The sequence below is a fragment of the Nonomuraea turcica genome, assembly GCF_030718205.1.
GTDB lineage: Bacteria > Actinomycetota > Actinomycetes > Streptosporangiales > Streptosporangiaceae > Nonomuraea.
Map to the genome: position 1 here is coordinate 43380 of NZ_JAUZQF010000046.1, position 12131 is coordinate 55510.

The 12131-nt window shown below is 67.6% G+C and carries 8 protein-coding genes and 2 pseudogenes; 6 read left to right on the forward strand and 4 right to left on the reverse strand.

Features of this window, described 5'->3' with window-relative positions; all coding sequences use genetic code 11:
* The first annotated feature begins 106 nt into the window (after nt 1-106).
* The 4 genes from Q9G87_RS57270 to Q9G87_RS57285 all read left to right on the forward strand — a co-directional run bounded on the left by Q9G87_RS57270 (nt 107) and on the right by Q9G87_RS57285 (nt 3290).
* On the forward strand, nt 107-1099 hold the full coding sequence (locus Q9G87_RS57270; protein WP_305925110.1) for a helix-turn-helix domain-containing protein: 993 nt from the start codon (nt 107-109) through the stop codon (nt 1097-1099).
* An 82-nt stretch (nt 1100-1181) separates the two neighbouring features.
* Nucleotides 1182-1817, forward strand: a complete 636-nt coding sequence (locus Q9G87_RS57275; protein ID WP_305925111.1) for a hypothetical protein — start codon at nt 1182-1184, stop codon at nt 1815-1817.
* 93 nt (nt 1818-1910) lie between these two features.
* Complete coding sequence (locus tag Q9G87_RS57280) at nt 1911-2564, forward strand: hypothetical protein (RefSeq protein WP_305925112.1); 654 nt, start codon at nt 1911-1913, stop codon at nt 2562-2564.
* A 12-nt stretch (nt 2565-2576) separates the two neighbouring features.
* Entirely contained in the window at nt 2577-3290 is a 714-nt protein-coding gene (locus Q9G87_RS57285; protein ID WP_305925113.1) for an HAD family hydrolase, read from the forward strand.
* A gap of 662 nt (nt 3291-3952) precedes the next feature.
* On the opposite strand, the gene Q9G87_RS57290 is transcribed toward Q9G87_RS57285, so the two are convergent.
* The 3 genes and pseudogenes from Q9G87_RS57290 to Q9G87_RS57300 all read right to left on the reverse strand — a co-directional run.
* Nucleotides 3953-4339 (reverse strand): STAS domain-containing protein, encoded by a 387-nt coding sequence (locus Q9G87_RS57290; RefSeq protein ID WP_305925114.1) that lies wholly within the window; start codon nt 4337-4339, stop codon nt 3953-3955.
* A 744-nt stretch (nt 4340-5083) separates the two neighbouring features.
* Nucleotides 5084-6457: pseudogene (locus tag Q9G87_RS57295) on the reverse strand (IS481 family transposase); the annotation flags it as partial.
* A gap of 655 nt (nt 6458-7112) precedes the next feature.
* A pseudogene (locus Q9G87_RS57300) lies at nt 7113-8486 on the reverse strand (IS481 family transposase); the annotation flags it as partial.
* Nucleotides 8487-9900: 1414 nt separating this feature from the next.
* Between Q9G87_RS57300 and Q9G87_RS57305 the strand changes: the two are divergent.
* A complete protein-coding gene (locus tag Q9G87_RS57305; RefSeq protein WP_305925115.1) occupies nt 9901-10302 on the forward strand; it encodes an STAS domain-containing protein in 402 nt (133 codons plus the stop codon).
* Between the two features lie 129 nt (nt 10303-10431).
* Here the strand turns inward: Q9G87_RS57305 and Q9G87_RS57310 are convergent, their stop codons facing one another.
* A complete protein-coding gene (locus tag Q9G87_RS57310) occupies nt 10432-10848 on the reverse strand; it encodes a hypothetical protein (protein WP_305925116.1) in 417 nt (138 codons plus the stop codon).
* A 792-nt stretch (nt 10849-11640) separates the two neighbouring features.
* Between Q9G87_RS57310 and Q9G87_RS57315 the strand changes: the two genes are divergently transcribed.
* Nucleotides 11641-11967, forward strand: coding sequence for an RIFT barrel domain-containing protein (locus tag Q9G87_RS57315; RefSeq protein WP_305925117.1), 327 nt, complete (start codon nt 11641-11643; stop codon nt 11965-11967).
* Nucleotides 11968-12131 lie beyond the last annotated feature (164 nt).

Sequence of the window (12131 nt, forward strand, 5' to 3'; positions counted from 1 at the left end):
GGCTGCCCCATCGCTGCCGAAGGTCCAGGGCGTACGCGGTGTGCCCCGGTGTCGTGACGACACGGCCGAGCCGTTGCCCCCCGCACCCCGGGCAAGAAAGGACAATGTGATCGAGAACGGTTTCCGGATCGACGGCATCCCCACGAAGGAACGCTTCGACCGCTGGCGCGAGCGCATCTGCAGCGGGTCGGACTTCGAGATGACCAGCGATCACGCACAGAACTTCTACGCCGACGACCACGAGACGGAATTCGGCGCCCTGCGCGTGGCCAAGAAGACCTTCGCGCCCATGCACATGTGGCGCAACCCAACCCCCACCCGTGACTTCGCGCACGACGAGGCGTACCAGCTCCAGATCCCCTTACGGGGCACCCTGCACGCCACCTGGAACGACCGGCAGGTCGCCTCCGGCGTGGGGGACCTGTTCGTCCACGACATCTCGCGCCTGCAACAGTGCGACTTCCTAACGCCCGACGGCAGGACCCCGTTCCAGCACGCCACCGTTACCATCCCCAAGCCACTCCTGGCGCTGCCGACCAGCCACGTGGACCGGATCCTCGGCCGCAGCATCCCCGGTGACGACGGGGTCGGCGCCCTGCTGACCGGTTTCGTCACCACCCTGGCCAACAACGGCGCGGGCTCCTACCGCCCCGCCGACCGCCCGCGCGTGGGCATGGCGCTCCTCGGCCTGATCGACGCGCTGTTCGCGCACGCCTTCGAAACCGACCCCTCCTTTCCGGCCGCCGGGGCGCACCGGCACACCCTCACCCTGCGCGTCCAGGCCTTCATCCAGCAGCACCTGCGCGAGCCCGACCTCACCCCCGGCGCGCTCGCAGCCGCGCACCACATCTCCCCCAGCTACCTGCACCGGCTCTTCCAGGAGCAGGGCACGACGGTCTCCACCTGGATCAGGACCCAGCGCCTCGAACGCGCCCGCCGCGACCTGGCCGACCCCGTCCTGCGCGACATCCCCATCCACGGCATCGCCGACAGGTGGGGCTTCTCCCACCCGGCGGACTTCAGCCGCGCCTTCCGCAGGGCGTTCGGCACCTCACCCAGGGACTTCAGGCACGACGCGCTTCGCTCCGGCCCTCACTGAGCGCGCCGTGGACGTGGTGTTAAGAGGTTGTGGACTGTCTGCCATCGACTTCCTTCCGTACGATGCTCAAAGATCCTTTGCCATGCCCTTGAGACGTGCACTCCTCGGAGTTCTTGGAGCGGCCGCCGTCGCGGTTTCCGCCTGCGGCAGCATCGGACCCACCGAGAACGTGGCCCGCCAGGCTCCCAGCCAGTCAGAAGCGCCACCCGCCGAGACCTCGAATCCGGCCGAGACCTCAGAACCAGCCGAGACCTCGGAGCCGACCACGACCGCGAGCAAGGAGACCACCGCGGCCGGGACCAAACTCAAGATCGGCCACAGGGCGGTCCTGCCGCACCGCAAGGGCTCGATCGGGATCACCGTCACCGCCGTCCAGAAGGGTGACCAAGGCGAGTTCGAGCGGCAGTTCGGGCAGCGGGCGCAGGGAATCCAGCCCTACTACATCCGCTACACCATCGAGAACGTCGACGGCAGCGACATGTCATTCATGTCCGCCCCCTTCCTGCAGCCGGTGACCGCGGACGGCGGGGGCACGGGCGCCGTGGTGACAGGCAGCATGCCCGGCTGCAAGCGGCAGTCCGCACCCAAGGACTTCGCCAGGGCCGGCGCGAGCTTCGAGACCTGCCGGCTCGCCGCCGCCCGTTCCGGTATCGACATCGTCGGCGCGAAGTTCGACCAGGACAACTACCGCGAGGACCCCGTGGAGTGGCGCCGTTGACACCCACACCCTGACGAGCGGCCAGATCTGGACTGGCTCACCGTCCACAACCTCAGCCTGGGGACCTGCGGGCAGAGCCACCTGGACAGCTGGATGACCAGCGATCAGGCCACGCGCCGCCGCGAGACTGGGCATTTCGTCCGCTGGGCCAAGAAACAGAAGCTGACCAGCCTCGATTTCCCCGCCACCCGGTGGGGCGGCCCGTCTGGCACCATCGACACCGAGGCCCGCTGGGGCCAGGCCCGCCGCCTGCTCCACGACGATGCCCTCGCCCCCGAAGATCGCGTCGCCGGACTGCTCGTGCTTCTCTACGCCCAGTGGCCGTCGACCATCAGCCGCCTCACCCTCGACCACGTGCACGTCGACGACGAGCAGGTACGGCTGAGCCTCGGACGCGAACCGGTCATCCTGCCCGAACCCCTCGACGACCTCGTCCGGCACCTGCCGGCCAGGCGCCGCGGCCACGCCGCCATCGGCGACCACGCCACCTCGCCCTGGCTGTTCCCCGGCGGGCAACCCGGACGCCCGATCAGCTCCTTCCGGCTCGCCGAACGTCTCCGTGACCTCGGCATCCACTCTGGCCAGGCCCGTTCCACCGCCCTGTTCCAACTCGCGACCGACCTGCCCGCCGCCGTCCTGGCCCGCATGCTCGGCATCCACATCACGGTAGCCGTCGCCTGGCAGCGCGCCAGCAGCGGCGACTGGACCACCTACGCCGCCGAAGCCAGCCGCCGGAACAACACCTGATTCGGAGTATCGATGTCATACCAACGCACTGGCCCTGATCAACGGGATCTTGTCGACGTCCCGACCGGGATTCGGCTGGTCGCCTTCGACCTTGATGGCACCCTTACACGTGGGCAAACGTGCTTAGAGGCCATCGCCGACGCGTTCGGGTTTGCCGCTCAGATGTCCGTCTGGGAACAGGCGCGCACCGAACAAGAGCTCACCGCAGCGCGCCTCGGTGTCTGGGAATACATCCAGCACCTCAGTACCGAGGACATGGACGCGGCGCTCGCCACCATCCCGCTGGCACCCGGCGCGATCGAGGGCATCACCGCGCTGCGCACGGCCGGCATCGGCACGATCATCGCGTCCCTCGCACTCGCCTCGAACGTCGCCTACTTCGCCGGCCGCCTCGGCGTCGACGCACACTTCGGCACCGAACCCGACGGCAGCGGCGGATACCGCCACGTCTTCCCGGCAACCAAACCCACCCTGCTCGCCGAGTACGCCAACGCCCTCGACCTTTCCCCCGAGCAGATCGCGGCCGTGGGTGACACTCCAGGTGACGTGCCGATGCTTCGCGCAGCCCGAATCTCGATCTACGTCGGCACCACACTGCCCGACGACTTCACACCGACCTGGCATCTCCCCGCAGCACCCATCGACGAGATCGCCCGCGTCATCCTCGAACCCGACGGAGAAACGCGCCATCATCGACTCGATAGACAGGGGTACTCGGACAGTTGAAATATCCGATGTCGCCAGAGTTGCCCACCGAAACTGACAAGGCCGCCGCCCCGGACACTCTCATCACCGACCACTGACCAGAGCAACAAACCGGTTCGGAGCGGGTGGCGTGATTGTTACTCCTGTATCCCAGCTCGATTGGAGGGCGCCGCGTCCGCGCCGCAGTAGGCGAATGTGGAGGGCAGCCGCCTACAGCGTTCGACGCTGGGCAGGGGTCCCTTGCGGTTTGGCACCCTGACCCAGCTACCGCACCCGCACCGAAATATGAGTTAAATCACACAAGCCAGCCGAAAGTGATCTGCAAGCGGAGGCATCTACCGTCCTCCCAGCGGAGGGCAGCCCCAACCAATCGGGCCGTGAGAAAGAAATAGGCCCCAGCTCTTGCCAACTGGGGCCTACTTTCGTCACTGTGGGGCTGCCGATTTCGTCGGTGACCGCCACGGCCGGACGCAGCGGTGCGAGCTTGACGAGGACGGTATGCCCGGCATCGGCCAGCGCAGCGCGGACCTCGCCGGTGCCGTCGGCGCTATCGCCCAGCACCTCCAACGTCGCAGGGTGGGCAGCGGCCTCGGTGGGGCGTCTGCAAGGGCCTGGGCCGCGAGGGGCCGTCCCCGGCACCGCGCACGGAAACCCGGCCCGCGCGGACGACTCATCTCCACGACCTAAGGATCTTCGGATCGTTTAGGGGGAATTGATGGACCTTGCCCAGCATGCGACGTGGACCCGCGATCCGCCGCGTCCGATGTGATGGTAAAGACGCGGCTCAGTCCAGTGATCTCCAGAACGTGGCGGAACCTGGCGCGCACATGAGCCAGTTCCATCGTGCCGCCCGCTCCGGTGACCTCGCGCCGCGTCTCCAGCAGTGCGTACAGCCCATCAGAGTCACAGAACGTCAGTCCGGCCGCGTCCACCAGCAGGTAGCGGCGTTCCCCCGCCAGAGCCTCGGTGGCAGCGGCCACCAGGCGTGGACCCGAGGCCATGTCCAGCTCACCGTCCAGGACTACAACGATGTAATCGGCGTACTGCATCACCCGCACCGAAAGGCTCATCACAATCACCCGGGAGGTATACGATCCCTACCTTCCATCCCAACGCTACGTCCTGACCTGCGAGTACTCCACCACGTTCACTCTCCATAACCGCCCCGGAGGTCAAAAGTAGACAAGTGTCTGCCGCCAGCGCACCACCCGAGGCGTGGGTCAGCCGGGGCGCCTCTCGGGGGACGGGCCGTCCCCGGCACGGGCAGGGGCACGCAGCACCGCCGCCAGCACCGCCGCCAGCCCTGTCTAGTCCCATGAGATGCCTGACGTTTCTGTCCCACGACATAGGCGACAGGTGATCTAGGAAACATGGTCGACCTTGTAGGGCCGATGCACTTTGACGTTGCGGACCGGAAGGTCAGTGGTGCGGTGCACGGTGCGCGGCCCCTCCTCCAGGTCGATGGTCAGCGTGGTGTCGCTGACGTGGACGGTGACGACCCGGCCGGCGTGCAGGCGGCCGAGGGAGACGGTCTGCCGGGTGACCATGATGACGCCGAAGGAGTTCGCGCGGCGCTGCACGGTGATCGGCGACCGCTCCGGGACCGGCGGCGGCCCGGCCGGGCGGGCACCGCGCAGCTGCAGGCACTTCTGCCAGATCAGCGGGTTCGGCCGAGTGCGCAGCAACTGGCGGGTGTCGGGATCGAGGAACATCAGCGTGTTCTCCTCGATCCGGATGGTGACCCGGCGTCCGCCCAGGATCTCAGCGGCCAGCAGGTAGCGACCGGCCAGGCTGACCGAGCCGTACTTGTTCACTGTCCGCTCGATCTCCACCACGGCGTCGTTCTCGGCCTGCGGCAGCGGTGACGGCCCGGCCGGACGGCCACCGTCGGCGAACAGGCGGGCCAGGTCGTTGGTGGACAGGTGCGAGCGCAGGCTTTTCAGCCGCACCCCGCCGACCAGCAGATGGATCACGTTCACGTCCGCCCAGAAGGTGATCACCTGACCGGCGCGGGCCGGGCCCAGCCAGAACTGCTTACCCGCCACCCCCAGGTTGCCGCTGGCCGGCACCACCCGATCGAACTCGATCGGCCCACCCGACCACGACGCCGCCGGGACCGGCGACCGCCCGGCCACCTGAGTGCCCTCGTTGCTGCCTTTCCGGCGCTTCGGCGCCGCAGCACTGGCGTCAGCGGCTGCATCGTCCGTCACGCTATCCGCGGCAGGCATCGGATCCGGTTGGGCGGTCAGGATGGTCGGCAGGCGCAGCGGCAGCAGCTCCCGCTCCGCCTGCGCGACCGGGGTGAACCTGTCGGCAGGGACGGCCATGTCCAGGCTCTGATGCGGCCTGGCGGTGTTGTAATGGGCCACCCACGCGTCCAGCGCGGCCTGGAACGCGGCCAGGTCCTCGAACGGACCGGCGTCATCCAGCAGCTCACGGCGCATGCTCTGATGGAAACGCTCCACCTTCCCGGTGGTCGTCGGCGAGCGCGGCTGAGTGAGCCGATGCACGATCGCGTTGTCCCGGCAGATCCGGTCGAACAGCACCTCACCGCCATGGCCGAACCGCGCGGTGAACTGCTTGCCGTTGTCAGTGAGCACCTCGCCCGGAGCCCCGAACGCCCGCAACGCCTCGACAAAGGCCAGACAGACCGCCCGGCCGGTGGCCCGCACCACCGCCTTGGCGATCACACAGAAGCGCGAGTGGTCATCGACGCCGGTGACCACCTTGACCTCGCGGCCATCGGCCAACAACACCCCGCCGACGATGTCCAGCTGCCATAACTCCATCGGCGCCTCACGCTGCCAGCGACGGAAGACCCGCTTGCGCCGCCCCGCTCCCGGCTCGATGAGCCCGTGACGCACCAGCGCCCGATACACCCCCATCCGCGACGGCGCCGGCTCGATCCCGCGCCGCCCCGCCTCGTGCGCCAACCGAACCGGACCCCACCGCGGATGCTGGCGCCGCAGCTCACACACCAGCACCTCCACCTGAGCACTCATCTGCGACGGAGACGAATACGGCCGCCGCGAGCGATCCACCAACCCGCCCAATCCGGACTGCCGATAACGCGACACCCAGCCCGACAACGTCTGCCGCGCCACTCCCACCTCCCGCGCGACCTCGGTCACCGAACCACCGGCCAGCACCGCCAGCACAGCCCGATACCGCTGCTCGACAACGGACATATCCACCAGGGCCAATCCCGGCCTCCTGACGCACGCCACCCGCAAACGACGCACGAAAGATCGGCCGATGCCAGCACCTGTCAAACATGTCCTGGGACTGATGTGTCAAGCATGTCCCGGGACAGGACAACACCGCCGCCAGCCCTGTCTAGTCCCATGAGATGCCTGACGTTTCTGTCCCACGACATAGGCGACAGGTGATCTAGGAAACATGGTCGACCTTGTAGGGCCGATGCACTTTGACGTTGCGGACCGGAAGGTCAGTGGTGCGGTGCACGGTGCGCGGCCCCTCCTCCAGGTCGATGGTCAGCGTGGTGTCGCTGACGTGGACGGTGACGACCCGGCCGGCGTGCAGGCGGCCGAGGGAGACGGTCTGCCGGGTGACCATGATGACGCCGAAGGAGTTCGCGCGGCGCTGCACGGTGATCGGCGACCGCTCCGGGACCGGCGGCGGCCCGGCCGGGCGGGCACCGCGCAGCTGCAGGCACTTCTGCCAGATCAGCGGGTTCGGCCGAGTGCGCAGCAACTGGCGGGTGTCGGGATCGAGGAACATCAGCGTGTTCTCCTCGATCCGGATGGTGACCCGGCGTCCGCCCAGGATCTCAGCGGCCAGCAGGTAGCGACCGGCCAGGCTGACCGAGCCGTACTTGTTCACTGTCCGCTCGATCTCCACCACGGCGTCGTTCTCGGCCTGCGGCAGCGGTGACGGCCCGGCCGGACGGCCACCGTCGGCGAACAGGCGGGCCAGGTCGTTGGTGGACAGGTGCGAGCGCAGGCTTTTCAGCCGCACCCCGCCGACCAGCAGATGGATCACGTTCACGTCCGCCCAGAAGGTGATCACCTGACCGGCGCGGGCCGGGCCCAGCCAGAACTGCTTACCCGCCACCCCCAGGTTGCCGCTGGCCGGCACCACCCGATCGAACTCGATCGGCCCACCCGACCACGACGCCGCCGGGACCGGCGACCGCCCGGCCACCTGAGTGCCCTCGTTGCTGCCTTTCCGGCGCTTCGGCGCCGCAGCACTGGCGTCAGCGGCTGCATCGTCCGTCACGCTATCCGCGGCAGGCATCGGATCCGGTTGGGCGGTCAGGATGGTCGGCAGGCGCAGCGGCAGCAGCTCCCGCTCCGCCTGCGCGACCGGGGTGAACCTGTCGGCAGGGACGGCCATGTCCAGGCTCTGATGCGGCCTGGCGGTGTTGTAATGGGCCACCCACGCGTCCAGCGCGGCCTGGAACGCGGCCAGGTCCTCGAACGGACCGGCGTCATCCAGCAGCTCACGGCGCATGCTCTGATGGAAACGCTCCACCTTCCCGGTGGTCGTCGGCGAGCGCGGCTGAGTGAGCCGATGCACGATCGCGTTGTCCCGGCAGATCCGGTCGAACAGCACCTCACCGCCATGGCCGAACCGCGCGGTGAACTGCTTGCCGTTGTCAGTGAGCACCTCGCCCGGAGCCCCGAACGCCCGCAACGCCTCGACAAAGGCCAGACAGACCGCCCGGCCGGTGGCCCGCACCACCGCCTTGGCGATCACACAGAAGCGCGAGTGGTCATCGACGCCGGTGACCACCTTGACCTCGCGGCCATCGGCCAACAACACCCCGCCGACGATGTCCAGCTGCCATAACTCCATCGGCGCCTCACGCTGCCAGCGACGGAAGACCCGCTTGCGCCGCCCCGCTCCCGGCTCGATGAGCCCGTGACGCACCAGCGCCCGATACACCCCCATCCGCGACGGCGCCGGCTCGATCCCGCGCCGCCCCGCCTCGTGCGCCAACCGAACCGGACCCCACCGCGGATGCTGGCGCCGCAGCTCACACACCAGCACCTCCACCTGAGCACTCATCTGCGACGGAGACGAATACGGCCGCCGCGAGCGATCCACCAACCCGCCCAATCCGGACTGCCGATAACGCGACACCCAGCCCGACAACGTCTGCCGCGCCACTCCCACCTCCCGCGCGACCTCGGTCACCGAACCACCGGCCAGCACCGCCAGCACAGCCCGATACCGCTGCTCGACAACGGACATATCCACCAGGGCCAATCCCGGCCTCCTGACGCACGCCACCCGCAAACGACGCACGAAAGATCGGCCGATGCCAGCACCTGTCAAACATGTCCTGGGACTGATGTGTCAAGCATGTCCCGGGACAGGACACACCGCCGCCAGCCCGGCGTGTGATGAGTTTCCCTACTAGATCAAGCCCGCCCGGCCGAGCCGGGTGAACACCCCCGCAGTAATGATCTTGGTCTTGGGTAGAGGGATCCTCGCCGGGGGGGTGGGTGCGGGAGCCCACCCCCCGCTCCCCTCACCCGCCCGCCGTAGCCGTCCGCATCCCTCTCATGAGGGTTCACAACAGCCCCATCCGCCCCATAAGCTCAGCGGGCAGGCGACCCGCACCCCCCACCCGTCGCGTGGCCTCGCCTCCCGGGGAGGGGCCGTGCCCCTCCCCGGTCCCCTCCCGCCAAGGGAAGGGGTTGCACCCTTCCCTTTGCCCCCACCCCGCACGCGCCTCGCTTCGCTCGCGCGGGGCCGCATTGCTTCGCTCGCGGCCAAACCCCCACGGCCCACCCGCGCCGTAGCCAGGTACGCGCCGACACCCCGGCACCGGTCCCAGGCGGCCCCGGCATCGGGACTGCGCGCGGCGCTGGAGCGCCGTGCTCGCCCTCGCCGCCTGGACGGCACGCCCTCGCCGGGACCGCCGAACCGACCCGCACCCGCCGACGCCCCGACCGCCCAGGGGCTGTCCCCCTGGCGAACCGTGCCAGCCCGCGCCCGCCAAGCGATCACGACGGAGCTGTGCGCGTGTCGGGTCTGCTCCCTTCCCCCGGTGTCGGAGCCCGATCAGGAGGCGTCATACTCCAACGGTTCGATTCACGCTCCAGGAGTGTACTGCGGGCAATCTCCTCCGCACCCTGCCCAGCGCTCGACAAGGAGTCCAGCAGGGTCACGAACTCCCGCAACCCGTGAGGAATCACCAGACAACGCCTACGCGCGTTCACGGTTCAGGGAAGAGGATTCTGGCCAAGAGTGGGCTGAGTGCCTACCATAGGCGCATGAGCGATGGCTCTCTGCTTAACTTTAGCAGGGGCGGACGTGAGCAAATGTCGCTTTGCTCGCGCTGCGGTTGTCGCATGGTTATAGCGGTGGACTTCACCCGATATAACTGCGGAATAGTCGAGCTGTGTCTGACCTGTGATCAGAATCGTCCGGCATGGGCTCCATGGATTCGCTATCTGGCCTCACATCAGCTCCACGATCTAATGGGCCTCAGCGAGGCCGACATGACGGATCTTGCCTGTGCATGGATCGTATGGCTGCATGACGTGCTAGGGGCTCATCCGCTCCCCCTCCCGGCTAACCCCCAAACAACTGAGCGACGAGATCTACCGCCCGAAAATTCGAGCGGCTGCTAATCCGTCTCCGTCTCATGCCATCGTCCATGGCCAAGCCGGACATGCCACAGTGGGGATCACAAACTGAAGGGAAGTGGCTATCTATGACTGCAGCGAATACGCCGCAACACCCCCAAACGATGCTGCGCATTACTGCTGCGGCGCTACCTAACGGTGTGCTCCTCCTTTTGCAGGGCGAGTTCAACGCCGCAGGGGTAGCGATCTTCACTCAGGAGATAGACAACGCACTTCACCAGCACCCACACCCCCGAGTCGTAGTGGAACTGTCGAAGCTCGCCTTTTGCGATGATCACGGCCTACGCGCCATGATCATCGCCCTGCAGCGCGTACGGGCCTCGGGCGGTGAATTCATGCTAGCCAGCGTCCACGGTCGATGCCGTCGCCTCCTGCAACGCAAGGGCTTGAACACCTTCTTCCCTCCCGCTTGAGACCCAGCAATGCTCAATCAAATCACATGGGGTCCCCGGTCGCCTGCGTCACCGCGCAACGGACGCAACGAACCAGGACCCCACCCCCGTCTGACTGCACAGGCCGCAACTACTCGGCATCAGCCAGGGTCATCCCCGGACACAAATGTCCAGGACCTCACCCTGAACAGCGGGTATCCGTGCTTCCGGAGGCTCACGCAGCGGGCCGCCCGTCCAGCAGGGGCCCACATTCGCCAGGTCCAATCGGCCGACCGCATCGACGAACCGATCCCACACCATCCGAGGCACGTCCAGCACCTTCGGCCGCCACGCAACCGGCCTTTCACGCTCGGCAAACCCCTCGTCAATCGCGAAACGCACCCATCCCCGTTTGCCATTCACCTTTTCCAACGGCGTCGGCAGGTAATGGCCGCGCTTCACCTCATCCACGAAGGTGAGCCAAGCGTTCTCACGCACCACCATTTCCATGTGCCACCAACGGACCTTGATGAAAGGACCGAACCTATCCCGGCGTGCTTCCAGATAGCCGGGGTCTTCCTCGCTCATGGCCTACTCCGCGAGATTCGCCGGACTGGTGAGTTGGTGATGTGTCTCCTCTGGAGCCGCCCCGTACATCCGCCAGTACCGCTCTGTGTACAAGCGCATGATCCGCCCCACGGCCGTCTCCATCGCCAAGCACGGGCAGGAGGTGTAGCGCCATGGGCCCGGTCCGCTGGTATCGCTCAGCGACCAGTGGAAACGCCATCCGTCCGGCCCCCACCCGCACCACACCGTCAATCCCACCGACCACACCCCCACCAGCGCGATCCCCTCACATTCGGAGATCTGCGAGCTGATGCCGCGACGCCCCAGGTGACCCGCCAACTCCCGCGCCAGCCGTCCAGCGGGACTCCACACACGTGTAGCCGCCGTCACCGCTCTTGGCTCTCACAGAGCGCCATCACCGTCCCGACCGCAACAGCGCCCTGCCCGACTACGCCCGTCAGCTCCCGCTACCCGTCATCGGCCGACTCCTCGGACTTGTGCCGGGAACCGTCGATCGGTGGGCGACGATCTCCGGCGGTCGATGGGCCCGCTACAGCCAACCAACCTGACCAGACACGTTGCCGAGCGCGTGCCCGTTTCCGCGCACGGGCGCTGGGTGCTGCCCGGCGAGTCCGGAAGAAGGCTTAGCTACTGTCGATCACAGCACGGCTGCGATCACCAGAGGAGAGCTCTTGACGGATGACACGCTGACCGAGAACGCCATGCCCATTCCTGAAGTGGATTTGACGTGTTTGGAGGGCACGCCCGGCGGTCCTGCCGAATCCACCTGGGGCACTCCGTAGGCCCGAGGGCGTGGTCGCCGCGGACCAGGAGTTCGCGCTCGTGGACCGTGGCGGCACGGCAGTGCTGGTGCAAAGCTGGTCCATCGCGTTCTGGCCGGACGGGTCGCTGAAGCGGAGCGCCCATGCGCTCGCCGCGCCCACGCCTGCAGAGGGTTACACGCTCAAGGCCGGCACGGCCACCGCCGCGGTCACACCCGTCACCATCACCGAGCATGAGGACCACCTCGACGCGGAAGGGCCGAATCGGTGTCAATCGTGCTCCTGCAGCACTGACAGGTGCCCCCGGCTGCAGGCGGTCAGAAAGCGCCGCCTATCGAAGGCCGGGTCGCTGGCGTGAATCACCGAGGAGGCCGGTACCAGAGCGTATACCTCCATCCTGACCCCTGATCACTCCGGGTTGTGCTTACTCCTCCAGGATGGATAGGGCTCGGGACGGGCACAGGGGGACGGCGTCGCGCGCCCGTGCCGCGGTTTCGTCGTCGGGGTGGTCACTCAGCAGGA